The organism is Bacteroidales bacterium, assembly GCA_021648725.1.
Classification (GTDB): domain Bacteria; phylum Bacteroidota; class Bacteroidia; order Bacteroidales; family JAADGE01; genus JAADGE01.
Genome location: JAKISF010000003.1, coordinates 35,053 through 61,692, shown reverse-complemented (window position 1 = coordinate 61,692; position 26,640 = coordinate 35,053). Strand labels below are relative to the sequence as shown.

The 26,640-nt window shown below is 30.5% G+C and carries 18 protein-coding genes; 15 read left to right on the top strand and 3 right to left on the bottom strand.

Features of this window, described 5'->3' with window-relative positions; all coding sequences use genetic code 11:
- Position 1 precedes the first annotated feature (1 nt).
- Complete coding sequence (locus tag L3J35_01920) at positions 2-775, top strand: enoyl-CoA hydratase/isomerase family protein (GenBank protein MCF6364935.1); 774 nt, start codon at positions 2-4, stop codon at positions 773-775.
- A gap of 164 nt (positions 776-939) precedes the next feature.
- Here L3J35_01920 and L3J35_01915 read toward each other — a convergent pair whose 3' ends face one another.
- The 3 genes from L3J35_01915 to L3J35_01905 are packed head-to-tail and all read right to left on the bottom strand — an operon-like array spanning position 940 to position 3,980.
- A complete protein-coding gene (locus tag L3J35_01915; GenBank protein ID MCF6364934.1) occupies positions 940-1,524 on the bottom strand; it encodes a helix-turn-helix domain-containing protein in 585 nt (194 codons plus the stop codon).
- 6 nt (positions 1,525-1,530) lie between these two features.
- Positions 1,531-2,628, bottom strand: coding sequence for an FAD-dependent oxidoreductase (locus L3J35_01910; GenBank protein ID MCF6364933.1), 1,098 nt, complete (start codon positions 2,626-2,628; stop codon positions 1,531-1,533).
- Between the two features lie 20 nt (positions 2,629-2,648).
- Positions 2,649-3,980: an NAD(P)/FAD-dependent oxidoreductase gene (locus L3J35_01905; protein MCF6364932.1), complete on the bottom strand. Its 1,332-nt coding sequence runs from the start codon at positions 3,978-3,980 to the stop codon at positions 2,649-2,651.
- 677 nt (positions 3,981-4,657) lie between these two features.
- Here L3J35_01905 and L3J35_01900 point away from each other — a divergent pair.
- The 14 genes from L3J35_01900 (at position 4,658) to L3J35_01835 (ending at position 26,615) form a co-directional block, all read left to right on the top strand.
- On the top strand, positions 4,658-5,863 hold the full coding sequence (locus L3J35_01900) for a site-specific integrase (GenBank protein MCF6364931.1): 1,206 nt from the start codon (positions 4,658-4,660) through the stop codon (positions 5,861-5,863).
- A gap of 107 nt (positions 5,864-5,970) precedes the next feature.
- A complete protein-coding gene (locus L3J35_01895; GenBank protein MCF6364930.1) occupies positions 5,971-7,377 on the top strand; it encodes a hypothetical protein in 1,407 nt (468 codons plus the stop codon).
- Between the two features lie 155 nt (positions 7,378-7,532).
- Entirely contained in the window at positions 7,533-7,811 is a 279-nt protein-coding gene (locus L3J35_01890) for a helix-turn-helix domain-containing protein (GenBank protein ID MCF6364929.1), read from the top strand.
- A gap of 25 nt (positions 7,812-7,836) precedes the next feature.
- Positions 7,837-10,032 carry a DUF3987 domain-containing protein gene (locus tag L3J35_01885; protein MCF6364928.1) on the top strand — a complete coding sequence of 732 codons (2,196 nt, stop codon included), beginning with the start codon at positions 7,837-7,839 and terminating at the stop codon, positions 10,030-10,032.
- Between the two features lie 204 nt (positions 10,033-10,236).
- Entirely contained in the window at positions 10,237-12,693 is a 2,457-nt protein-coding gene (locus tag L3J35_01880; GenBank protein ID MCF6364927.1) for a tetratricopeptide repeat protein, read from the top strand.
- Between the two features lie 58 nt (positions 12,694-12,751).
- A complete protein-coding gene (locus L3J35_01875; GenBank protein ID MCF6364926.1) occupies positions 12,752-13,645 on the top strand; it encodes a viperin family antiviral radical SAM protein in 894 nt (297 codons plus the stop codon).
- A gap of 183 nt (positions 13,646-13,828) precedes the next feature.
- Complete coding sequence (locus L3J35_01870; protein MCF6364925.1) at positions 13,829-14,158, top strand: YegP family protein; 330 nt, start codon at positions 13,829-13,831, stop codon at positions 14,156-14,158.
- Positions 14,159-14,694: 536 nt separating this feature from the next.
- Positions 14,695-16,791 carry a hypothetical protein gene (locus L3J35_01865; GenBank protein ID MCF6364924.1) on the top strand — a complete coding sequence of 699 codons (2,097 nt, stop codon included), beginning with the start codon at positions 14,695-14,697 and terminating at the stop codon, positions 16,789-16,791.
- Between the two features lie 21 nt (positions 16,792-16,812).
- Complete coding sequence (locus tag L3J35_01860) at positions 16,813-19,722, top strand: N-6 DNA methylase (protein MCF6364923.1); 2,910 nt, start codon at positions 16,813-16,815, stop codon at positions 19,720-19,722.
- Entirely contained in the window at positions 19,722-20,885 is a 1,164-nt protein-coding gene (locus L3J35_01855) for a restriction endonuclease subunit S (protein ID MCF6364922.1), read from the top strand. The genes L3J35_01860 and L3J35_01855 overlap by 1 nt, the downstream gene beginning before the upstream one ends.
- Before the next feature lie 82 nt (positions 20,886-20,967).
- Positions 20,968-22,023: a helix-turn-helix domain-containing protein gene (locus tag L3J35_01850; GenBank protein MCF6364921.1), complete on the top strand. Its 1,056-nt coding sequence runs from the start codon at positions 20,968-20,970 to the stop codon at positions 22,021-22,023.
- 155 nt (positions 22,024-22,178) lie between these two features.
- Positions 22,179-22,682, top strand: a complete 504-nt coding sequence (locus L3J35_01845) for a type II toxin-antitoxin system VapC family toxin (protein MCF6364920.1) — start codon at positions 22,179-22,181, stop codon at positions 22,680-22,682.
- A 109-nt stretch (positions 22,683-22,791) separates the two neighbouring features.
- On the top strand, positions 22,792-25,941 hold the full coding sequence (locus tag L3J35_01840; GenBank protein ID MCF6364919.1) for an HsdR family type I site-specific deoxyribonuclease: 3,150 nt from the start codon (positions 22,792-22,794) through the stop codon (positions 25,939-25,941).
- Positions 25,941-26,615 (top strand): M48 family metallopeptidase, encoded by a 675-nt coding sequence (locus L3J35_01835; GenBank protein ID MCF6364918.1) that lies wholly within the window; start codon positions 25,941-25,943, stop codon positions 26,613-26,615. The genes L3J35_01840 and L3J35_01835 overlap by 1 nt, the downstream gene beginning before the upstream one ends.
- Positions 26,616-26,640: the final 25 nt, after the last annotated feature.

Genomic DNA, 26,640 nt, shown 5'->3' with positions numbered 1-26,640 from the left:
GATGCAATACATTAAGTACGAACATAAAAACAGAATAGTTTATATAACTTTAAACCGTCCTGAAAAAAGAAATGCCCTTAATGAAAAATTAGTTAATGAATTAAAACAAAGCATCAAACTTGCCGAAGATGATGCGAATATAAAAGTTATTGTTTTAAAAGCCGAAGGCAAAGCTTTTTGTGCCGGTGCCGATTTAGGGTATCTCCAAAAATTACAAAACTTTTCTTATGAAGAAAATTTGCAAGATTCCAATAATTTGATGGAATTATATAAAATGATTTACACTTCAGAAAAAATCTTTATTGCACAGGTCGAAGGGCATGCTATTGCAGGCGGTGCAGGCTTAGCAACTGTTTGTGATTTTATTTTTTCAGTTCCGGAAGCAAAATATGGTTATACGGAAGTAAATATAGGTTTTGTTCCGGCAATTGTAAGTGTATTTTTAATACGAAAAATAGGAGAAGCAAAATCAAAAGAACTGCTTCTTACCGGCAAAATTATTTCGGCACAAGAAGCGGCAGATATGAATATTTTTAATTTTATAGAAGAAAAAAAAGAGATTCAAAATGCAGTTGACAAATTTGCTCAAAACCTTATTGACAAAACTTCTGCCGACTCTTTAAGAATTACTAAACAACTTATTGCCAAAATTCAAAGTTTTGGTTATGAAGAAGCTTTAAACTTGGCAGCAGAAGCAAATGCAAAATCAAGAGAAACAGACGATTGCAAAAAAGGTATTGATGCATTTCTTTTAAAAAAAGAAATTAATTGGTAATAATCGAAATTGTAAACTTAAATAAGCAGAAGCAACTGAAAGCTATTGTTATAATAAATCGAAGTTACAAACTTTGCAACCGGAGGATTCATCTTTATCGGAAAACATTGCAAGTGACAATGAAATTTTGAAAGGGTATGGATGTTGTTGATTTTATTGTTATATTATGTTTTTTGCAGGTGAAATTTAAGTTTAAAAGAGGAAAGTGTAAAGCCGGTATTTTTTTTGAACTGTACGGAAAGATGTGCTTCGCTACTGTATCCCATTTCGCAGGCAATTTCGCTCAGAACCATTTCTCCGTAAATAAGCAGCTCTTTTACACGTTCAATTTTAAGGTTGATTAAATAATGCTCAATAGTTGTGTTTTCGATTGAATAAAAAAGGGTGCTTAAGTGGTTGTAATCCTTATTCATTTTTGATGTAAGGAAAGTTGAAAAGTTAATTTTTTGCCTATCGGTCCGGTTCAAATATACATAATTTACAGATAAGTTTTTAATTTGTTCAACCATCTGCATAACCTGACTACTCATAATTTTGAAACCAACTTTATTCAGATTCGCCTCAATTTGCCGGAATACATTGTCAGGAATATCGTGCTCTACTTCTACTTTCCCGAGTTGTACATTTACGTCTTCAATCCCGGCACTTTTGAAAATTTGTCTGACCACCAATATGCAATGATTGCATACCATGTTTTTGATAAAGATGTTGTTTGGCAGCAATAATTTATTTCTGACAAGATCGCTCATTGTATTTTAAATTTTCTTAAGTTTATTGCTGTCTATTATGAACCTTTTTATTGCCAGTACAGCTTTTGCTCCTTCACCCGAAGCAATTATTATTCGCTTGCCGTAAACACTGGTTGCATCGCCGGCAGCAAACAGTCCGCGGCACGATGTAGAGCAATCGTAATTGATAATTATCTCATCCTTTTTGTTCAGTTCTACAAGTTTGGTAACCAAAGACGAATTTGGGCGTAATCCTATAGCAATTTGTGCTCCTGAAACAGCTAATGTTTTGGTTGCACCGGTTCCGAGTTTTCTGATTTGCAAACCTGTCAGAAAATTACCTCCATAAAGTTCATTAATCTTATGTTCTTCAAAAATCTCAACATTTTTTAACTTTCTGACTCGTTCGATAATTACTGCATCTCCTGTTAAAATTGTATCAGAAACCAGAAAAATGTTTTTTGAGATAGAACGAAGGTCTTCAACTAATTGCAGAGCTGAATTTCCACCACCGACAACTGCAACATTTTTATTTTGCAGATAAGATAAGTCTTGAATACTACCGTAAAAGATTCCTTTTCGTTGAAACTTAGATTCCCCCGGAATATTTAAAGTCCTTCGTTTCATTCCGGGTGCAACCAGTACCGTTTTCGATTTGAATTTTTTTCCGTTGGATGCAGTAACAACAAAACCGCCGCTGTCATCTTTCTCAATTAAATCCGCTTCACCTATAAGATGGTCGATATAATGTGAATTAACAAGCTGGTAATGGAATTTTTGAATTAACTCGGGACCGGTAATAAAATCGAATCCCATGTAGTTCTCTATTTTAGTGCTGTCAATGGCTTGCCCTCCTAAGTCTTTGGTAATCAAGAATGCTTTTAATTTCAGAATTGATGCATATACACCGGCTGTTAACCCGGCCGGCCCGCCTCCGATAATAATTAAATCAAATTCCTCATTACTGTCATTCGGAGTATCCGACCTTTTCCTCTCGAATTTTTGTTTACAACCATCGGAGCAAAAGTAATAATCGGTATCTTTCAGTTTCAGAGTTAACGAATCTTCCGTTTTAACGACCATGTTGCAAACCGGGTCGATTGCTGTTTTTATTGTGGTTTTCATAACTTTAAATTATTTGTTGATTAATTTTCTTTATACTTTCTAATAATAATGCGATTGCTCTTTTCATAACTAAAATAACTGACAGCCCAATTAATACCTACAAGTAATTTATTGCGAAAACCACTTATCGACATTAAATGCACAAACGACCATAGTAGCCAAGCAATATAACCTCCAAATTTCAATTTGCCTAAATCGGCAACCGCTCTTCGTTTACCAACAGTTGCTAACGAACCTTTATCTTTGTAATTAAAAGGAATTAATTTTTTATTATTTAGTCTGTTTACAATATTTACAGCTGCAATTTTTCCTTGTTGAATTGCAGCTTGTGCAACTTGCGGGTGTCCTTTTGGTGTTTCTTTTGATATAACAGCAGCGACATCTCCCGTTGCAAATACATTATTTATTTTTTCAACTTGGAGATATTGATCTGTTTTTAATCGATTTCCTGCTACAATATGCTTTTCATCAATACCTTTTGGCAATTGCCCTTTTACACCTGCTGTCCAGATTAAGTTCTTAGCAAGAATTTCTTTCCCGCTTTTTGTGATTATTACCTCACCGTTATAATCTGTAACTATTTCGTTAAAAAGCACTTTTACATTTAGTTCTTTTAAATAATATAGTGTTTTAACAGATGCTTTTTCAGACATAGCTGAGATTAGTCTGTCAGACCCTTCAATCAGATAAATATTCATAATTGAAGGTGGATATTCAGGATAATCTTTTGGAAGAATATATTTTTTAAATTCTGCTAGTGCACCTGCCATTTCAACTCCTGCGGGTCCGCCGCCGACAATAACAAAATTGGTTAATGTATCTCGTTCTGTTTTGTTACAAGTAATTGTTGCCTGTTCTAAGTTTTGCAGCATCATGTGTCGTATATTCAAAGAGTCGAGTATGCTTTTCATTCCTAAACTATTTTTTTCAACATTTTTCATTTCGAAGAAATTGGTAGTTGTTCCTGTTGCTAACACTAAATAATCATATTGAAGCATACCTTTATCAGTGTATATTGTTTTTAATTCAGTATTTACCTCTTCTACTTCTGCTAATCTAAAAGTAACATTTTTATATTTTGAAATTTGTTTCCTGAAAGGAAATGCAACATTATCCGGTTCCAATCCGCTTGTTGCAACTTGATAGAGCAAAGGTTGAAATTGATGGTAGTTATTTTTATCGATTAATACTACTTGAACATTTGCGTTTTTCAGACTTTCTATTAAGGACAAACCGGCAAAACCACCACCAATAATTACAATACGCGGCAATTTAGATTTTGACAAATAAATTAAACCTGCTTTATTGCAAGAAATATTATTATAATTTTCGGATATGTTTTTGTTATTCAATTTGAGAATTTTTATCGGTTTTGTATTTACATCTTGCCTACAATTTTAACAAATGTGAAAATTGTCACTAAAGTTTTCATAATTTTAATCATTTAATTACATTACAAAGATATTACTGTTTTATTATAAATCTGTATACTTTTTTGACTTACTTGTGCATAATTTTATATATTTCAATCAATGTTGATGTTTTGCGATTCTTTTTTGAGAGTAGCTTTATACTAAACTGCTATCAAGAAATTTATTGTATTTGCAAGAAGAATACGCATAAAAACATATCCCCATTTCAGTGATGCAGAATTAGGGTAAATTGAAATCAACAACAAAGTGTAAGAGCCTTTAACGATTGTCCAAAAATTGGAAATCCATTAATTTGTTAGAGCTATGTCTTTATATTCAATGTTTGAGTAGATACTCAATTTGTTGTACCAAAAGCCCTATAAATATCAGATTTAGAGAGCTTTAAAAACATATTAGTGACCCCGGCGGGACTAATTACTCTGCTTTTCCTTGCTTCATATTTCCTTTTTATACTTGTATATCAGCTATATAACACTTTAATTAAAGCAACTAAAAGCAAATATATGCAAGAAAAAGCATGATTTGTTGTACCAATTGTTGTACCTTTGAATTATTTTTATTATCTTTATACCAGTAAATTACAAATCCAAAGAGCTATGTCATCAGTAAAAATAATTCTCAAAAAGAACAAAATTAATTCAAAAGGTGAAGCACCTTTATACATCCGGATTATTAAAAACAGAAAAACTAAATTTATTTCTTTGGGTGTAAAGATATTAATAAAAGATTGGAATGAAAGACAATCAAGAGTAAGAAAGTCACATCCGAACTCACAAAGAATGAATAATTTTATTGCTCATAAAGTAGCAGAAGCGGAAGGTGTTGCTTTGGAAATGGAAGCAGATTCAAAATATGTAAGCCCAAAAAGTATTAAGGATAATATAATGGGAACAAATCCTCATAGTTTCTTGCAATATTTTAGTGAATACATTGACACACTTGAAAAAAGCGGCAAATTCAGTTATTATAAAAAATCAAAAACAGTTTTCACAAAACTTTCCGAATATGTAGGCGATAAAAAGATTACTTTCAATGAATTGACTGTAACATTTTTGAAACGTTATGAAAGATATTTATCTGAAAATTTAGGAAATTCAATAAATACCATTCATTCAAATATGAAAGTAATCAGAAAAGTTATAAATGATGCTATTAATGAAGATATCTTACCATACGAAAAAAGTCCTTTTCATAAATATAAACTCAAATTAGAAAAAACAACAAAAGAATTTTTAACAGAGGATGAAATCCGGAGATTTGAAGAACTACAACTTGAAAAAAACTCAATGAGAAACCACCACAGGAATATATATGTATTTGCTACTTACGCGGGAGGTTTAAGAATATCAGATATTTTTCAATTAAGGTGGTCTGATTATGACGGTGAAAGAATCTTAATGACAACTAAAAAAACAAAATCCACAGTTTCAATAAAGTTACCGAACAAAGCAAAAGAAATTATCAAAAAATATAAAACAGAAGATGCAGAAAAAGAACATTATATTTTTCCGTTTCTGAAAAATGATATTGAATATTCTGAAAGTGCATTATTCAGAGCAATTTCATCACATACAGCATATACAAATACGGATTTAAAGAAAATTGCAAAATTGGCAGGGATAGATAAAAACATACATTTCCATACAAGCCGACACACATTTGCAACCAGAGCATTAAAGAAAGGAATGCGTATAGAATACGTTTCACGTTTGTTAGGTCATTCATCAATCAAAACAACACAAGTCTATGCAAAAATTGTCAACCAAGACCTTGACGATGCAATGGATAAATTTTTTGACTAAGAAGAGCCGGAACATCCGGCTTTTTTTATTACTTTCGTGCAACAAACTGTCTGATTATCAACACGTTGCAATCATCTAAATATCAGCTACTTACATACACCTTTATTATGAATATAGATTTAAACATATACCAAAGTATCATTTTCGGAGAATTACGCCCATGGCTAAATAAACTTAATGAAGATGCACACAAACAGATATTACCACAATATCGACAAAAAGAAACATATACAAGCATTGAAGACCTCAACAATTCATTATCAAAAATTGTAAAAAATAATCCGCTTATTTCAAAATCAGATACTTTTACTATTGAAACATTCCCGACAAACGACAAACCCAAAACTGACTATTCGGAAATATTTGAACACCTTATATATATAGACCTCCCAAAAGCAGATGATAAACTTACAAAATACTATAAGCAAATAATATCTGCCGAAGCAATAAGGCTTATTTCAACATTAAATAAAGCTTTGAATTTTTATAACAAGGAACAAGCAAAATATCCGGTATTACAGTTCATTGAACAAATTGAACAATATCAAGAAGAAACTGAAAAGCACATTAATAATACAGCACATCAAACGGATTTCATTTTCAAAACTCTCTACACAACTCTTGTAAAAATCCGATTAGAAGTACAAAACTTATATCCTGAATTAATTACATCAAAGAAGCTATCCGAAAATGATTTGCTGAAACATTTTCCTAACCTTAACAGTATAACTTCAAAACTAAATCATTTCAAAATACACAAACTTCTAAAAATCAACAAGTTTGAAATGTCAGAGGCTTTGGGGTTAATTGAAACTATCCGCTACGATTACATTAAATTCAATAAAAACAACAGTTCTGAAAAAGAACAAATTGAATTAAACGAAGTACAAATACAAAATATCCGAACATTAGAAAATATCATTTGCATTGATGTACTCGGTAAATTAAAAGGCAATCAAAATATTTTAACTCATTTAGAACAAAAAAATATTGAATCAATTAAACCTGAATACCAAGACAAGATAATTTCAGAACTTGAAAAAACTGACAGCCCTGCAAACAGAACAAGCCTCATCAGCAAAGAGCTTGATAAATTTTCATTCCTTAATTCAAATCATATCATTGAAAATCCTAAACTTGAATTATCTCTCCCGAGAGAATTAAGAACATGGCTTAATAAAATTGAAGAAACTTATAAAGTAAATCCAAATTATAATCCGGCAGATTTATTAGAAATAACTAAAATTAAGACTAATCTGAATACTTATGAATTAGCATATTTATTCAGAATTATAGACGAATCAGGTGTTTTGGAGATGAAAGATAAAAAAGAATTGTGCCGAGGCATAGCAAATGTCTTTGAAACAAAACAAATGAGAAATCCAAACCTTGATACTGATAGCATATATAATAAATTCTACACAAAAGATGATAAAGCTGTTGAGAATATGCATCCGAAATTTAAAAAAATGCAAGAAATTGCTTTTACAGACAAAAAAAATATCGGAATCTAACCACACTAAATCAATATGTTACACTATGGTTGTACAACTGAATACAACTTGATTTGCTTCACTGTATAGCATAAATTTGCTCCCGTAATCATTCGTTTAGCGCTAAATGAAGATTCAAACAAAATCTAATGTTTAATCTTTAAAATGAATTAATAATGGAAGCAATGATAATATCATCAGAACAATTTGAGAAATTAATCAGTCAAATTGAAACACTCAATGAAAGAGTTGAAAAAATAAACAGAAAAGACCCTTTGGAAGACAGATGGCTTGACATTCAAGATGTATGCGAACTGTTGCACATATCTAAAAGAACACTCCAAAGTTATAGAGACAAAGGCATTCTGCCTTTTAGTCAAATCGGTGCAAAGATTTATTATAAAGCAAGTGACATTCAGAAACACTTGGACAAACATTATAATCCGGCTTTTTAATAAACTCAATAAAAATCTGTCACCCATGAAACTAAATAAAGAAAATATATTGAGTTCAACAAATAACGGGTTTGATTTCTTCAAGTTTGTTATTCCGGAACTCAACCGGCAAGGGAACAAATGTAAAAACATAAAAAACCCCTTTTACAAAGACACAAAACCAAGTTTAAGCATATTCAACAAATCTGACCAATGGTTTTTCAAAGACCACGGAGACGATTATTATAAAGGTGATATGTTCGACTTTGCAGCATTTCATTATAATTTGATTTTAAAAACAAGTTTTATTGAAATTCTGAAAAATATAAATAATGACTTAAATCTTAATTTGTCAATGTCAACCCAATATACCAAAACCGAAAAGCAATTGTATAACATCCGGAAGAATAATAAAGATCATGCAATTGCTTATCAAAATAGCAGAGGACTAACAAAACATGAATATTTTTTACAATCAAATGCTTATAAAAAATATCCGGCATCTGTTGTATTCGTTAATCATAATAATACAGGATTCGAAAGAAGATACATAGCAACAGAAGAAGAACTGAAAGAAAAAGGACTTCCAAAGACACAGTTTTCAGGAAACAAAACAGACACCTTATATATAAGTTGTTTCAATAAAGCATTTGATGAAGTTTTTATTTGTGAAGGTCCTAATAATGCAATATCATTTGCAGAGATAGGTAAATCAGCAATAGCAACATTCGGAGCAACCAATCTGCCGAATGCAAATTTGTTAAGCAAATACATATCCGGAAAATCTGTTTATCTTTCCGGTGATGGTGATGAAGCAGGAGAAAAGTTTAACAATGAACTTTTATCCCTGATAATTAAAAATAAGATTCCTGTTAAAGAAATCAAATCAATACAATTCCCGTCCGGTAAAGATTCAAATGATTTATTATTAGAAAACACTTTACAGGAATATGAAAAAATAAGCACAATCCGGAATACAAATAAGAAAAGGAAAACACGCCCCTTTCCGGTTCATGTTTTTCCTGAAATCATACAAAAGTTTATCAGCAAAGCAAACGACACACTTAAATATCCGGTTGAATATCTCGCATCATCAATTCTGTTTGCTACATCTGTTGCAACCGGTAGAGCTGTGAATATTCAAATTAAAAAGGGATGGATAGAAAGCCCGATTTTATACATTGCATTAGTCGGCAGACCCGGAATAAACAAAAGTCATCCTTTGAAATTTGCATTATCTCCGATTCTGAATATAGACCAAAAAAATCATAATACATTCAGTTCTGATTTTGATAAATACGAACATGTAAGCAGTCTTTCCAAAAAGGAAAGAGAAAACGAAGGTTTTGATGAACCGGTAAAACCGATTTTAAAACAAATGATTGTAAATGATTTCACACCCGAAGCATTAAATGAAGTTCACAGCAATAATAAAAGAGGATTGGGAGTATTCAAAGATGAATTAACAGGCTGGTTAAATGACTTTAACCGTTATCACAAAGGAAGCGACCAACAATTTTGGTTAAGCAATTGGAGTGGTACAACTATAACAGTAAATCGAAAAACAGGTAAACCTATATTTATTCCTAATCCGTTTATTTCTGTTTGCGGAACAATACAACCGGCAATTTTAGATGAGTTTGCAAAAGACAAAATGAATAAAAACGGTTTCACTGACAGAATTTTATTTGCCTATCCGGAGAATCTAAAAAAACCGTATTTAGATGATGAAGAAATGTCGCAAGAGCTGACAGAGAAATATAAAGAAATAATCATCAAGTTATATAATCTAACCGAATACCAAAACCCTTTAACAGAACAAGAACCCGAAACACTTAACTTTTCTGTTGATGCAAAAAAAGCATTTTTAGAATGGAATAAACAAAATACAGACCTAATCAATGACGATAACATACCGGAACAAATACGCAGCTTATACTCAAAGTATGTATCTTATATTTCACGTTTTGCTTTGCTCTTACAAATGCTGTATTGGGCATCCGGTGAAGACAATAAAGAAAATGTCAGTCTAAAAGCATTATCCGGAGCAAAAGAACTAATCGAATATTTCAAAGAAAATGCAATAAGAGTAATTGACAAAATTGAAAATGCAGATAATCCGGCATCATTAAATATGAAATCTGTTGCAAAACTTTTATCAGAAAAAGGGATGGTCATCAGAGATATTGCTGTATATGTTGGAAAAGGTAAATCAACGGTAGGTGCTTGGTTAAAAGAATAACATCCGACACAGGACAAACTCACAAAAATGCAAGCAAATTATTTTACTGAATATCATCAATATAACACAATAAAAAACATTAATTCTCTGTCCTATTTTAAAAATAATTGCCGATATTTCATGTACTTAATATAAAAAAGTCTTATATTTGTAAAATCCATAGCCATAGTTCAACTCAATGAGTTATCTTTAAATATTATAACTATGGATGTTAGAATTAAACAAAAAGAAGCCCTTCAACTAATAATAGAAGGCAAATACACAGAGTTTTTCAACCTGATTGACCAATTAAACTTCAAAGATTGGTTAAAAATTTTATTGCCAAAAAACCCAAATAATAGAAATGTAAATGGCAAATATCATTTCAAAAATGATTTCTGGTCTGCAATTATTAAATCAAAACACTTTCCTGAATTAATAAAAAACAATAAGTATATTGAAAAAGTTGATTTGCTGTTTGACTACTATTTCAAAAAAGAAGCTAATGCAAATAATAACTTCAATAAACCTGTTTCGGAAATAAACCCGAAACTTTTTATTGAAAAATTCAAAACAAGCAAATACAAGCCTGTATTTAATGACAAATTCATTAATAATATCCGGCAATTTACTACATCAAAAAATTCGGAGTTAAAGTTATTTTCTGAATTTATAATTTATGTAAATGAAATTGAAACAAATCTTTGGCAAGAGTTCGAATCAGATGCTAAAATTTGGCTAAATTTAAATCCTGTCGAATTATTTGCATATGCCTCATATTATATTGTAGAATCTGATAGACTTAATAAATCAAATCATTTATATACCTCTCTTAATGTTCTTTTTTCATATTACTTTTTTGAATCAAAAGACAATAAAACATATACAATAAATGAAAAGATTTTCATAGAAAACAGTATGAGAATCCTTATGCAATGTATTGAAAATTCAAAAAATAAATATTTTGAAAGTTTAAAAAAACTGCAAAAGTGGAATGTTTTTGTTGAAGATATTGCAAGTGTATATTTATTTTATGACAATTATTATTTGTCGGAAACAAAATATAGTTTTCACTTAAACTGCATAGATACTATTGAAGAATCAAAATGGAGAACAATAGGAAAGAAAATTGAATTTTTACCTATGTTTATCGAAGCAAGCAACTATGAAATTGCAGAACTTTATGTTAAAGATAACATATCAAAAATACCCGGAAAAACTCAACAAGATAAAGATATAAATAAAAGAGAGGCAATTAGAGATATTTCCCAATCTATAATATTAAACTCTATGCAATATACTCATTATGAAGTAGCCGAAAAAAAAATAGAGGTAAGTGCAATTTCACACTTACTGAATGGTTTAATTCACAATGCAACAGAAAAATATTATAATCCGTTACATGAATATCAGCAAACTACCGGGAATAGCGGAATAGAGTCTTTATTATTTGCTCCGTTGACCGGGCATTTAGGTGTTCGTTTTGAGTCTGTAAAAGAATTTTCCAATATGCTTGGTAATACCTTAAAAATGCAAAATGATTCAAAAGAAATTCGAAATGTTTTGTGTTTTAATCCAGTAAAAGATACCCCAAAAAAATATTTTAACAGGCATACCCCTTTTGTAAATATTGTTGCACAACCTCTATTTGAATTGAATAGTTATATTATAAGTTTAGAAAGTTTTTTGGGTAAACTGACAAATTCATATAATATTATTAGAGAAAATACATATTTTCATAAAACACAATTTAAAAAATTAAGACCCATAAGATTGACACAACAAGAAGATAAAGACTTTGAAAAATATTTTCTTGAATTGTTTTCCGGCTACAAATTTGATAAAATTGGAGTTTCAAAAGATGTCTGTAAAAAAAACGAAAATGGAAAAGAAATAATAATAGGTGATATTGATGTGTATATTTTGCATGAAGGAATATTATTATTAGTTGAATTGAAACGAACACGTTTCAGGAAGCAATTACATGAATTACAAATAGAGCGAAAAGAAATAAATGAACACGCATCACATCAATTAATAAAAATTCAAAAATTTCTTAAAGACGAACAAAATCATGAATGGATTAACAAAAAACTTGGAATAGACATGCAAAAAGTCAAGAAGATTTTGCCTTTAATCATAACAACATCAATGGAACAAGACGGTGAAATGATAAACGATATTTTAAAGAAAAGCTTTTTTGAATTTAATTTCTATGCACTTTTTTTTGACAGACAATTAGATAATATTTTGCAAAAATTTTATAATGTTTTAAAGGAAGATGAGATATGGAAAAATATAGCAAAAGAATTTAAAAAAATTGATAAAGATTTTATAATATATCAACAGCCTGAATATGGTCTGAATTACCGTCATTCTTATTATAAAAAAGCGTTCACTCCATCAAATGTTCCGGACGATGAAAATGAATTTAAACAGTTTGACATAGGAAATGAATATTTTGAACAAAAAGATTATAACAATGCAATTATTCATTTTGAAAAAGCACATAAAATAAATCCACATGAAGCAAGTTACATTGATTTAATAGCAACCTGTCTTGCTGAACTTGGCCAAAAAGAAACAGCAATGCAACAATACGATAAAGCTTTAAAATTAAGAAAAGATTACTTTATATGGCAAAACATGTTAGTAACAGCAAAAGAATTAGATAGCAAATAAGCAATCCTCATAATATATGATTCAATCTCTCCGAGATAACTTTTAAAATCGTACTATTATGAACAAAGAAAATTTAATTCCAAGCGTTAATTTCCATTTATGGGAACCCTGTAACATGCGTTGTAAATTTTGTTTTGCAACATTTCAAGATGTTAAAAGAACAATTTTACCGAAAGGTCATTTATCAAAAGAAGATGCAATTAAAATTGTAAATAAAATTGCTGACTTTGGTTTCAAGAAAATAACATTTGTAGGCGGAGAACCGACACTCTGCCCGTGGCTGTATGATTTAGTATTGCTTGCAAAAAAGAAAGGTTTGTTAACAAATATTGTTACAAACGGTTATGTCTTTGCAAGAAACAAAGCACTATTAGAAAAATTCAGAAATATTGCAGATTGGATTACAGTCAGTATGGACAGTTTCGTGGAGCAAACAAATTTTGTATCCGGTAGAGCAACAAACAAAAATACATTAAGTTTTTCAGATTATTATTTATTGGCAAAGAATGTCCGAAATTTAGATATAGGATTTAAAATTAACACAGTTGTACATAAATACAATTTCAATGAAAAAATGTCTGATAAAATAAAGTTGTTGCAACCGGAAAGATGGAAAATATTTCAAGTATTACCGATAACCGGTGAAAATGATAAAAACATTGATAATTTCTTAATCTCAAAAGTTGAATTTAAGCATTTTATAAAAATCAATCCGGATAATGCAATTATTGAGAATAATGAAGCAATGACAAATTCTTATGTTATGCTTGACCCTGCCGGACGATTTTTCAACAACATAAACGGTAATTACTTTTACAGTCATTCAATTCTTTTTAAAGATATTGATTCATGTTATAATCAAATGGAGTATAATTACAACAAATTTATAAACAGAAAAGGAGATTATTATATAAAGACAGAGAAATTACAAAAGTTAAAAACGATAGTTTAATAAAAATAATACCAAAGGACATCCGGACAAACACACAAACAATAATTGTCTGCATTCAACTAAATATCAATAAAATAACAAACAAAAACTATTTGTCCCCTGTCCGGTTGTCCGACAAGAATTTTAAAACTTAATTAATTTTTCATACTTTTACATTCAAATAATAAATTTAAAACACTAACAATGGGAAAATTCGAGATTACAAAAAGAAAGAACGATGAATTTCAATTCAATTTGAAAGCAGGGAACGGTCAAGTAATTCTGACAAGCGAAGGATATACATCAAAAGCCGGATGCAACAACGGAATTGAATCAGTAAGAACAAACTCACAAGACGATAACAGATTCAAACGTCTTGAAGCTAAAAACGGCAAGCCATATTTCAATTTAACTGCAACCAATGGTCAAATCATTGGTACAAGTGAAATGTACGAAAGCACCTCATCAAGAGACAACGGAATTGAATCAGTTAAAACAAATGCACCCGATGCAGAAATCAATGACCTGACATAGATTTGTAATAACTCATCAGGTTTCAAAGAGTTTGATTAATTTCAAACTCTTTTTTTTGTTCAAGAAAAATAATAATTTTCTATAATACTTGCAAGTTGCTGAATCTGACCTCAAAGAAATTTCGTAGTTTTCAAACGGAACGGAACGTTAAGAAATAAAAGCTGTTTGAACGACCGAAGGAAGTGAGTTCTTTTATTTTAGTGAAGTAAAGTGTAGAAAACAAGAAGTTTATTTGCAGTCTTGAATTTTTGTTTCTTTTGTTTCAAGACAAAAGAAAAGTAAGAGCAATTAAACCAAAAAATCATTTCAACATCCACAATACTTATTAACTTATTATTAACATCTACATTCTTTTACCCTTAATTTCTTATTTTTGCTGTTACTTTGTTAAGGTCTTCACAATAAGCATTATTGATGATAATCTCTAAAAATAGTGAAGTCCAAGGCATGAGAAATTTTCAAACCGCAGTTTACTGTTGTAAATGAGGATTTTAAAATTTTGAAATAACGAAGAAATTTACATTTTTAGAATTATCATGATTGACCAAAACATCAAAATAAACATCCTAACCTTCAACCCCGAAGAAGATGAAAAAAACTTTTCCTTTTCCTACGAAAAAAAACAAGGCTTTTTCCCTATCAAAAAAAAAGAATGTCCGACCAATTTACAGGAACAGGCAGATTCTGAAAAGTATGATGAAATAAAATATTTATATACCGATTTCAAATCAACTTCCGAAGACATAAACCTAACCGTAAACCTAAAAGAAAGCACAACATTTGCAAACCATTATTACACATATTTGATTTACGAATATTTCAAAAATGTAGCAGATGCAATACAATTCGATTTCATAAACGATTTATTAGTATGGTTTAAAGATGAAAAAGAAAGCGATGAACAATTTAATGCATACCATGTTTTCCGGTTAAGAGTTCAAAACAGCAGAGTTTCAGATTATCCGGAACTTCTGATTGCCTACCATGCACTCTCAAAAGTATTTAAAGAAAGTATTCTTGAATTGGATGACATTGATAAAGATGACTACACAAGAGTAATCTGGAACAAACATATTCATAAATACAAATACTTACCCGACCAAGCAAAATATGAATTACAAAACGTATATCCGGCACTAAACTACAATCTCAAAAACAGTCTGAATATTCCGTTTGATAATACCTTTAAGATAGTTAACAAATACAAAAAGCACTATACACTCATTAATGATTTTCTTAAAAAGCATATCATTACAAGCGACTTTAAAAATATAATTCCTATAAATACAAATGAATTTATAAGCTTCAATCCGGATAACATATTTTCAACATCTCACGACAGTAATAAAATGATATTCGGACAAGAAAAAACCAATATCAGTCCGAAGTTTGGTATCAATTCAGGAGTTTACAAACATCCGCCCGACTCACAAGACATTGAGTTTTTCTATATCTGTCATAAAGACCATGAAAAGAAAGTTAAGGAATTTGACGACTATTTTAAAGGCAAAAAACCAATTTCAAAATACGACAAACCCATAGCAAAAGATAAAAACGGAAACTCAATATATGCAGGCATATCAAAATATATTGGAGTAACACATAAAAATTATAAAGCCGGTCATATACTTTTTGAAAATATAAACAATCCGGCTCCCGAAGTATTAAAAGCAATAGAAAAAAACGATTATAAGACAAATAATAAAAGATACATAGCAATATACATAAGTCCGATTAGTAAAACAGAATCTAATCCGGAACAACACAGAGCGTATTACCTTATAAAAGAAGCATTATTAAAACCGGGTATCACGTCACAAGTCATAAATATTGATAATATTGGAGGTTATGGCTTTGAGTGGACCTTACAAAATATTTTTGTATCAATATCCGCAAAACTTGACGGAATACCGTGGAGACTGGAACGAACAGTAGAAAAAGAACTAATAGTAGGCATCGGAGCATTCAAATCTTTAAAATTTGATTCCCGATATATCGGCAGTGCTTTTTCTTTCTCAAACGAAGGACACTTTCAAAGTTTTGACGCTTTCCGAGAAAACAACATGATTAAACTGGCAGGTTCAATAAGAACAGCAGTAGAAAAATTTAAGAAAGATAACAAAGACATAAAACGTCTTATTATCCATTTCTACAAAACCATGTCAAACAAAAACATAAGACCAATACAAGAAGCCCTGCAAAGCCTCAACTATAATGTTCCGATAATAATAGTAACGATAAACAAAACAGAAAGTTTTGATTACGTTCCTTTTGATACAAATTTTAACAATTTAATTCCTTTAAGCGGAACATCACTAAAAATTGGCAAAAGTCAATACCTCTTATGCAACAATACAAGATACGGCAGCAATCCTGAATTTAAAATTGAAAGTTACCCCTTTCCGGTTAAATTAAGTTTTTGGTCAACCGATGAAAAACTGATTGAAAGCAAGACAACAATCAATTTATTAATAGACCAAATATACCAATTCAGTCGTATGTATTGGAAATCAGTAAAACAACAAAAATTACCCGTAACAATAAAATATCCGGAGATGGTCGCAGAACTCTTCCCTTATTTCACAGGAAACACACTGCCCCCATTCGGCAAAAAGAATTTATGGTTTTTATAAACAAACAAAGGCATTTAATCAATGAACCAAAATAAAATCACTTTAACTCAATTAGAAAGCTTCTTAATGAAAGCAGCTGATATTTTGCGTGGCAAAATGGATGCTTCCGAATATAAAGAATACATATTCGGCATGTTGTTTTTAAAAAGAATGTCTGATTTGTTTTATGAAAAAAAGAAGAACATTGAGAAAGACTTCAAACATCTTTTAAGTGATAATAATTCCGAATTAGAAAAAGAATACAAGAAAATAATTGAAGATAAAACATCTTACGGCGATACTATTTACATTCCGCCCAGAGCAAGATGGCACAACAGTTTTATTGATGAAAACGGAGAAGAACAACCGGCTGTAAAAAACTTACATAAGAATATAGGGCAAATGCTTAATAAAGCACTAACGGCTATTGAAGATGAAAACGATACATTAAATGGTATGCTCAAAGGGCGTATTAATTTCAACAGAGATGTTGACGGTAAAAAAATACTGAAAGATACCGACCTTGAAAAACTGATACACCACTTCAACAATTTTCCTGATTTAATAAATGAAAATTTTGAGTTCCCTGATTTACTTGGTGCAGCATATGAATACTTAATCAAATTTTTTGCCGACAGTGCAGGAAAAAAAGGAGGACAATTTTATACTCCGGCACAAGTTGTAAGGCTGTTAGTTCAAATAATCAAACCGCAAGAGGGCATGAGTATCTATGACCCTACTGCCGGTTCAGGCGGTATGCTTATACAATCGCATCAATATGTATCAGAACAAGGACAAGATGATGACAACATGCAACTACACGGTCAGGAAAATGACCCGACTGTTGTGGCTATTTGTAAAATGAATATTATTTTACACAATATCACAAATTACAATATTGATTACGGTGATACACTTGCCGACCCGTTAAACCTTGAAAAAGGCTCAATCCGCTTATTCGACAGAGTAATTGCAAATCCTCCCTTTTCGCAAGATTACAACTTAAAAGATATTGAACATAAAAGCAGGTTCACCTATGGTTTTGCTTCTGAAACAGGCAAAAAAGCCGATTTAATGTTTGTTCAGCACATGGTAGCAAGCTGTAAAAATATAGCATCAGACGGTTCACCCGGAAAAGTAGCCGTAATTATGCCGCATGGTGTATTATTCAGAGGAAGCAAAGAAAAAGACATCAGAACAGCAATGCTTAAAGACAATATTATTGAAGGAATTATCAGTTTACCTCCGGCTCTTTTTTATGGTACAGGTATTCCGGCTGCGGTTCTTATTTTTAATAAAAACAAACCCGATGAACTGAAAGACAAAGTATTTTTTATAAATGCAGATGCAGAATATGCAGAAGGAAAAAATCAAAATCTCTTACGTCCGGAGGATATTGAAAAAATTGATTATGTTTTCACGAAAAAGAAAGAGATTGAAAAATACTCTAAATTGGTTGATTTAAAAACAATAGAAGAAAACGATTATAACTTAAACATCCGGCGTTATGTAGATAATACACCGGAACCCGAACCGGAAGATGTTAAAGCACACTTAACCGGTGGTATTCCGAAAAAAGAAGTAAACGACAATAAATTTATTTACTCAAAATTCGGTATAGACAAAGATTTGTTTTTCAAAAAGAAAGATGATAATTATTTAGAATTTAAAGAAGATGTTCCGGAAAAAGAAAACATCAAACAACTTATTGATACCAACAAAAAAGTAACCGAAGTATATAAAAAATTCTATACCGATTTAACAAATTGGTGGAGCAATGCTAAAAACAATTTTGCATCTCTTGCAAATACGAACGGAAAAAAAGAACAACCGGAAGATAAACAAGATAAAGTAAACGAAACAATGGCAACATATCTTACTGTTAAAGGTGAGAAATTGCCCAAGGTCAGAAAAGAATTAATTACTTCACTAATCAATAAACTTAAAGAATATAAAGTTTTAGACAATTTCCAACTGGCAGGTGTGTTTGTTAATTGGTGGGACAGCATTAAATACGACCTCAAAACAATAATGTCAAACGGTTGGATGCCGGCATTAATCCCCGATAAATATTTAATTGATAAATACTTTACCAAAGAACAAAAGCAAATTAATGATACTGAAAATTCAATTTCAGAAAATGAAAATATTTTGGCGGAAACTCTTGAAGAAACACAAATAACACTCGAATATGAACCCGAAGAAGATGAAAAAATTACAACAAAGTTATTAACAAGTCTTCTCAATAATGAAATTAAAGACAACGATGATGAAGCTTTACCGAAATTACTCAAAAAAATAACCGGTATACAAGAAAAAATAAAACAACTCAAAAAGGACATAAAACTTTATGCACAACAATTAGAGCTAAAACTTGAAATAAAACGTTTCGGCACGGAAGATTTAAAACACGAAAACAAAAATTTACTCACAATACTGAATGCTAAAATTAAAGATTACGACACAATAATTGAAAATCTGATTATTGAATTTAAAGACCGATTAGATAAAGCTGACAACTTTGTAAATATTAAAAAATCGCTTACAAAGTTTGAAAAAGAAATAAAAAAGGAAAGCAAGAATAACAACTCAATAATTGATAAAATTATTACCGCAAAAAAAGAATTTAAAGAAATTACCAAAGCCTATAATCCGGTTTTAAAAGACATTGATATTATTAAGCAAAAATTAAATTCATTAGATAAAATACTCAAAGAAATAGGTGATAAAATAAGCGAAGAAGAAACCAAAGAACTTATTTTACTGAAACACCACGACCTTATAAGCGAGCAATTAAGCAAATATCTTAATGCTGAAAAACGAACAATGCTCCGGTTCTTTGAAAACATCTACGATAAATATGCAATATCAGCACAAGACATAGAAACGCAACGTAAAGAAACATTAAAAGAACTAAACACATTTCTGACTAAATTGAAATATTTGAATTAATGAAAGGGTGGATAGAAAATAAAATTGGAGAATTAATAAAGGAATTGCCAAAATCAAAAATTATGGTGTCTGATGCATCAGATTTCGGTGTGTTTCCTTTTTATACAAGTGGAGATAATATTCTTAAATATCATACTTTTTTAATTGATGATGAAAATATCTTTTTAGCAACTGGCGGTGTTGCTAATGTCAAATATTATAATGGCAAAACGTCATACTCAACGGATACTTATGTTGTTTGTGGCGATAATATAGATACAAAATATTTATATTACTTTTTCTTAAACATTATTGAATTTATAAATATTCATTTTTTTCATGGTAGTGGCTTAAAACATTTACAAAAAAAAGATTTTAAAAATTTTCAATTCTATCACCCCAAATCTCTCCCCGAACAAAAAAAAATAGCCCAAATATTAAGCACCATAGATAATGTCATTGAGCAAACTCAAAAACTAATAGCCAAATACAAGCACATAAAAACCGGCTTAATGCAAGACCTCCTAACCAAAGGAATTGATAAAAACGGAAACATCCGAACAGAAGAAACACACAAATTTAAAGACAGCCCGCTTGGCAGAATACCGGAGGAATGGGAAGTAGATAAGTTGGAGAAATGTAGTATTTTGTTAAACAATTTAAGAAAACCCATATCTGCACTTGAAAGAGAACATATGATTGGAGATTATCCTTATTATGGTGCAACAGGGATAATAGATTACATAAATGAATTTAGGATTAATGGCAAATGTGTTTTAATGGGTGAAGATGGAGACCATTTCCTAAAATTCAAGTCACAAGAAATGACTATTTTAGTTGATGGTAAATTTAATGTAAGTAACCATGCACATATATTACAAGGAAAACCAAATTGTAATACAGAATGGATTCATTATTATTTTTCACATAAAGACATTACATATTATTTAACAAGACAGGGAGCAGGTAGGTTCAAGTTAAATAAAGAAAGTTTACAGAATTTACCTATTTTACTTCCAAAACCCAAAGAGCAAATCAGAATTTCAGATTTTATTCAAAATTTTAATAAAACTATTGATATTTATAATAAAGAAATAAACAAACTCCAAAAACAAAAAACCGGCTTAATGCAAGATTTATTAACCGGTAAAGTTCGAGTTACTGAACTTTTGGGTAAGAAATAATAATATTTCATCAAAAACATTTGACTTTCTGGTTGACTTTTTGTATATTTAATCTATATTTGTCAACTAAACAATCTCTCTTATGAAAAATATATTTGCATACCGTTTAAAGAATGCTCGAAAAATCAAAGGCTTTTCAATGCAATTACTTGCCGAAAAACTTGGTGTAAGCAAGCAAATGATAAGTAAATATGAAAATGCCGAATCAATTCCCGACAGCAATAAAATTATTGCACTTTCAAATATTTTGGATGTAAAACCCGATTATTTTTTTCAAGCGTCAACCGTATCATTAGAAAGCATCCGGTTTCGTAAAAAATCAAAATATTCAAAAACTAAAATTGAAAGTTTAAAAGCAAAAATCTTAAACAAAGTGGAAAGTTATTTATCTATTGAAGATATACTTTCCGTACAATCAGAATTTATTAACCCTTTAAAAAACATTAAAATAACTTCTGCCGATGATGTAGAAAATGCGGCAATAAAACTCCGAATGGTGTGGAAGATTGGAAACGACCCTATTCACAATATAATTTCATTGCTCGAAACTCACGGAATAAAAGTTGTTGAAATTAAAGAACCCGACCACAAGTTATTCGACGGGCTTTCAACTTATCTTAACAATAAATATCCGGTAATTGTAATAAATAAAAGTTTCGGTATAGAACGTAAAAGATTTACTCTTCTTCACGAACTTGGTCATTTATTATTAAACATCAACAAAGAGTTTTCTGAAAAAGAAGAAGAAAAATTTTGCAATCGTTTTGCAGGAGCTATGCTTCTGCCGCAAGAAATATTAATTGAAGAAATTGGCATAAAACGACAAAAAATTAGCTTAACCGAATTAATTAATTTTCAAAAACAATTCGGCATAAGTATATCAGCACAAATATACCGACTTGCCGATTTGGAAATTATTTCAGAAAACAGAAAAAAGTCTTTTTATATTAAAAGAAATTTAAATGCTGAATTAAAAGAAAGTGTTGACAAAGAACGATTTGCAGGCAAAGAATTTTCAGAACGTTTTATGAGGCTTGTTTATAAAGCACTATCACAAGAAATCATATCAATAAGCAAAGCATCAGCTTTTTTAAATACCGACATTAACAGTATAAGAAATAAATTAGCACTGATATAATCTATATTAATCAATAAAGCCATGAAAGAGCGAATAAATAATTATCGACTTTATAAACAAGGACTAAATAGAGTGTATCTTTTGTAAATGACTGAATATAAACATAAGGATAACGAAGAAATCGGACATTATGGGCAAACATTAAACAGTTCAAAATGAAAATAACAGTAAGCGATGCAAACATACTTATAGACCTTGCCGATTTGGACTTAATAAACGAATTTGTTAGACTTGATTTTGAATTTCACACAAACGATTTTGTAATAGATGAGATAAAGAACCCGGAACAAAAAGAAAAAATTGAAGAACTTATCAAAACCGACAAATTATTTGTTGCCCAAACAAAAAGTGAAGAATATCAAGAAATATTAGAGCTGCAAACTAAAAATTTAAGTTTTGCAGATTGTTCAATTTGGCACTATGCAATAAAAACAGGCGGTATATTATTATCCGGTGACGGCATCTTACGAAAAACTGCAAGCAAGCAAGGTATAACTGTTAAAGGTATATTTTTTATCTTTGATAAATTAATTGAAACACAAATCATTGATAACAAAACGGCATTAGAAAAAATCAAATTACTTAATAAAATAAACAACAGACTTCCGTATGATGAAATTGAAAAAAGAATTTCTTTATGGAAAGATAATATAGAATAGTATTTTTCTAAAAGCCCTGAAAGGGTAAAATATAATAGCCCTGTGTGAAGCACAGGGTGCAAATTCAACAAGTTTTTAAAGCTCTTAAAGAGCGAAATATAAGATAAGCATGATACTCTCTAACGACAAAAAATACACCGGCAATCAAGGTAAAGCCCTAAAATTAGATGAACAAAATTATGTTGAAGAACCATTCTTGCAACAGCTCGAAGAACAAGGCTGGGATGAAGTTTTAAGGCTGAATATGCACGGTCAAAGCCCCGAAGACAGTTATCGTTCTTCTTTCTCGGAACTTGTTTTATCTCCTGTTTTAGAAAACTCATTAAGAAAAATAAATCCTTTCTTAACAGATAAGCAACTCGACAGCTTGGTTCATAGAATAACAACCTTTAATAAATCCGGTTTAATTGAAAGCAATAAATTTGTTTTAGACCTATTGCTCGAAAACACAATAACAGATGTAAATGAAGAAACCGGTGAAATAAGTCCTACGGTTAAGTATATTGACTTTACAAATCCGACAAATAATACATTTACGGCTATATCACAATTTAAAGTCAAAATTCCCGGAACAGAACATCATATCGTTCCGGATATAATTTTGTTTATTAACGGCTTGCCGATAGTAACGGTTGAATGTAAATCCCCCAAAGTAAAAGATTCAATGGGTGAAGCAATAGACCAGTTAATGCGATATTCAGAACAAAGAAATTCAAAAGGTGAAGGAAATCAAGAATTGTTCTTTTACAATCAATTTGTAATAATAACCGATAGCCTAAATGCAAAATTCGGGACAATAACAACCCATAACGAAAAACATTTTTACCGTTGGTCAGACCCTTATCCAAAAACATTAAATGAATTAAAACACGGCAAATCATCTCCCAACGACCAAAGAAGAATGGTAGCAGGAATGTTGGATAAAAACAATTTATTAGATATTATTCAAACCTTTACAATCTTTAACACAAATGAAGAAGGTAAAACAATAAAAATTGTAGGCAGATATCAACAATTCAAAGCCGTAAAAAAATCAGTAGAACGTTTGCTGTCCGGTAAAAACAAAGATGAAAGAAGCGGGATTATTTGGCACACGCAAGGCTCCGGTAAGTCGCTTACAATGATGTTTATGGTTCGAGAAATGCGTTTAAAATCATACTTTGCCGATTGGAAAATTGTGTTTATTACTGACCGTACACAGCTTGAAGACCAATTAAATGAAACTGCAAGCAACATTGGTTTTTCTGTTAATGTTGCCGACAGCATGGAGCAATTAAGAGTATTACTCTCAAACGATACGCCTGATATGGTAATGGCAATGATACATAAATTTCAGGAACAAGATTTTAACACTATTTTCCCAACCCTGAACGAAAGTCATAAAATTTTAACAATGACTGATGAAGCTCACCGTTCACAGTATTCATTACTCGGTGCAAATTTAGACAAAGCAATTCCTAATGCAAGTCGTATTGCATATACCGGTACACCGATAGATAAAACTGAAAAAAGCTATGGTGATTATATTGACAAATATACCATGCAAACAGCCATTGATGATGGTGTAACTCTTGAAATAGTATATGAAGGCAGAACCCATAACGCCGAAATTCCTGAAACCGAAAAAATGGATAAACGTTTTTCAGATGTATTCAGTGAATATAAATTAACCGAAAGACTTCAAATTTTAGGTTATGGTACAAGAAATGCCTATCTCGAAGCAAAAGAAACAATTAAAGAAAAAGCAAAAGATATTATTAAGCATTATACCGAATATATTTTTACAAATGGTTTTAAAGCTCAAATTGTTGCAAATTCAAGAGAAGCAGCCGTAAGATATAAATCAGCATTAGATGATGCTTTGAAAAGTGAGATATTGAATTTAGAGAAAAACAATCCGTATTCAATAAACATTGAAAGACTTAAAAAACTTGAAACGGCTGTAATAGTATCCGGAAAAAACAATGATAAACCACATTTAAAAGCATTTACAAATAAATCCTATCACGATAAAAGTATTAAACGGTTTAAGAAACCTTTCGGTTCAAATGAAAAAAAAACAGATGGTAATGTAGGAATTATAATTGTTAAAAGCATGTTACTTACCGGCTTTGATGCACCGATTGAACAAGTATTATATCTTGATACAGTAATTATAGCACATAATCTTTTGCAAGCAATTGCAAGAGTAAACAGAGTTGGTCCGGAAGGAAAAGATGTCGGTTTTGTTATTGACTATGTTGGTGTAGGTCATCATTTAAAAAGAGCATTGGACAGTTACAGTGAACGAGAACTGAAAGAAATCACTGATGCATTAAGCAACAGAGAAGAAAGTTTAAAAGAACTGAAAAGTTCACATAAAGAAATTTTTGAATTACTGGAAAAACATGGCCTTACTGATTTTTCTGACCCCGAAGCATTTTTTGATACATTCTATGATGAAGAAATTCGTTTTGAATATATTCTTGCATTTCAAAAATTAACCTCTGCCTTTAATAATGTTCTACCGCAAAAAGAAGCATTAGATTATTTTAATGATTATAAAAATTTACTGGAAATAAATATTTTAGCTCACAAGCATTTTCATGATGACAGATTAAGTATGCGAGGCATTCCGGATAAACTCCGTGCAATTGCAGATGACTTTCTGAAATCAAAAGGAATTGACCAAAAAGTAGCTCCGATTTCAATAATGGATGACGATTTTCAAAAGAATGTTAAGAAAAGGAAAAGAGAAAAAACAAAAGCGGCAGAAGTAGAGCATGCAATAAGGGACTATATTGAAGTTAATATTAATGAAGACCCGGAACTTTTTGCTTCATTCTCAAAAGCTTTATTAGAAATATTTAAGAATTTCAAAGGAAACTGGAAAAAGATTTATGAAGAACTTGAAAAACTCCGAAAGAAAATTGCGAAAAGAGAAAAAGAACTCACTTTTGGTCTTGACAGAAAAAAACAAATGCCGTTTTTCAATATCTTCAAGGCTGAAATCTTTGATAATAAAAAACTTTCAGAAGATGAAATTAGCCAAAATGTAAACCTGACTCTGAATGTTTTTAATCTTTTAAATACCGAACTGAAATTAACCGGCTTTTGGGATGCCATCCCTGCACAAAATAAACTGAAAGAAGAATTACAAAAAATGTTTTTATCTCCACGTTTTAATAAATTGCCGAATATTGTAAAAAACAGGAAACAATTAATTTCAAGAATAATGGAACTTGCAAAAACAAATCACTTTAAAATTATTGCCGACTGATGAATATTGATTATAAACTCATATACAGCAAAAGGAAGACACTCAATATTTCAGTTGAACGTGACCGGTCAATTATTGTAAGAGCACCTATAAACACTTCAAAGGAAAAAATTGATGAAATAATTGAGAAAAAGAAACTTTGGCTGTTTGAGAAGATAAACCACGGTAAGAAATATCCGGAACATAAAAATCAAAAAGAATTTGTTTCCGGTGAAACATTACTATATCTCGGTAAAAATTACAAACTAAATATTATAGAAGAAGACATTAAAGGAATTGAATTTAATTATAATTTTTCTATATCTAAAAAGAACCAAAATAAAGCATATAAATTATTTAAAGAATGGTATAAAGAAAAAGCAAAAGCAAAAATTAATAAAATTGCAAAAGAATTTTCAGAGCACATAGGAGTAAAATACAATAAAATATTTATTTCAGATATAAAATACAGATGGGGTTCTTGCACACCAAAAAACAATTTAAACTTTAATTGGAGGCTTATTAAAGCACCTATGTATGTAATAAAATATATTGTAATACACGAACTGACACATTTAATCGAACCAAACCACACTCCTGAATTTTGGAATATAGTATCTATCCAACATCCGGATTACGAAAAAGCAAAAAACTGGTTAAAAGAAAACGGTGAACTTTTAGAAATTGATTTATAGTCTAACGAATATAAAATTAAATACA

Coding starts and splice junctions, on each gene's coding strand:
- L3J35_01920 (MCF6364935.1), top strand. CDS start 2: ATGCAATACATTAAGTACGAACATAAAAACAGAATAGTTTATATAACT.
- L3J35_01915 (MCF6364934.1), bottom strand. CDS start 1,524: ATGAGCGATCTTGTCAGAAATAAATTATTGCTGCCAAACAACATCTTT.
- L3J35_01910 (MCF6364933.1), bottom strand. CDS start 2,628: ATGAAAACCACAATAAAAACAGCAATCGACCCGGTTTGCAACATGGTC.
- L3J35_01900 (MCF6364931.1), top strand. CDS start 4,658: ATGTCATCAGTAAAAATAATTCTCAAAAAGAACAAAATTAATTCAAAA.
- L3J35_01895 (MCF6364930.1), top strand. CDS start 5,971: ATGAATATAGATTTAAACATATACCAAAGTATCATTTTCGGAGAATTA.
- L3J35_01890 (MCF6364929.1), top strand. CDS start 7,533: ATGGAAGCAATGATAATATCATCAGAACAATTTGAGAAATTAATCAGT.
- L3J35_01885 (MCF6364928.1), top strand. CDS start 7,837: ATGAAACTAAATAAAGAAAATATATTGAGTTCAACAAATAACGGGTTT.
- L3J35_01880 (MCF6364927.1), top strand. CDS start 10,237: ATGGATGTTAGAATTAAACAAAAAGAAGCCCTTCAACTAATAATAGAA.
- L3J35_01875 (MCF6364926.1), top strand. CDS start 12,752: ATGAACAAAGAAAATTTAATTCCAAGCGTTAATTTCCATTTATGGGAA.
- L3J35_01870 (MCF6364925.1), top strand. CDS start 13,829: ATGGGAAAATTCGAGATTACAAAAAGAAAGAACGATGAATTTCAATTC.
- L3J35_01865 (MCF6364924.1), top strand. CDS start 14,695: ATGATTGACCAAAACATCAAAATAAACATCCTAACCTTCAACCCCGAA.
- L3J35_01860 (MCF6364923.1), top strand. CDS start 16,813: ATGAACCAAAATAAAATCACTTTAACTCAATTAGAAAGCTTCTTAATG.
- L3J35_01855 (MCF6364922.1), top strand. CDS start 19,722: ATGAAAGGGTGGATAGAAAATAAAATTGGAGAATTAATAAAGGAATTG.
- L3J35_01850 (MCF6364921.1), top strand. CDS start 20,968: ATGAAAAATATATTTGCATACCGTTTAAAGAATGCTCGAAAAATCAAA.
- L3J35_01845 (MCF6364920.1), top strand. CDS start 22,179: ATGAAAATAACAGTAAGCGATGCAAACATACTTATAGACCTTGCCGAT.
- L3J35_01840 (MCF6364919.1), top strand. CDS start 22,792: ATGATACTCTCTAACGACAAAAAATACACCGGCAATCAAGGTAAAGCC.
- L3J35_01835 (MCF6364918.1), top strand. CDS start 25,941: ATGAATATTGATTATAAACTCATATACAGCAAAAGGAAGACACTCAAT.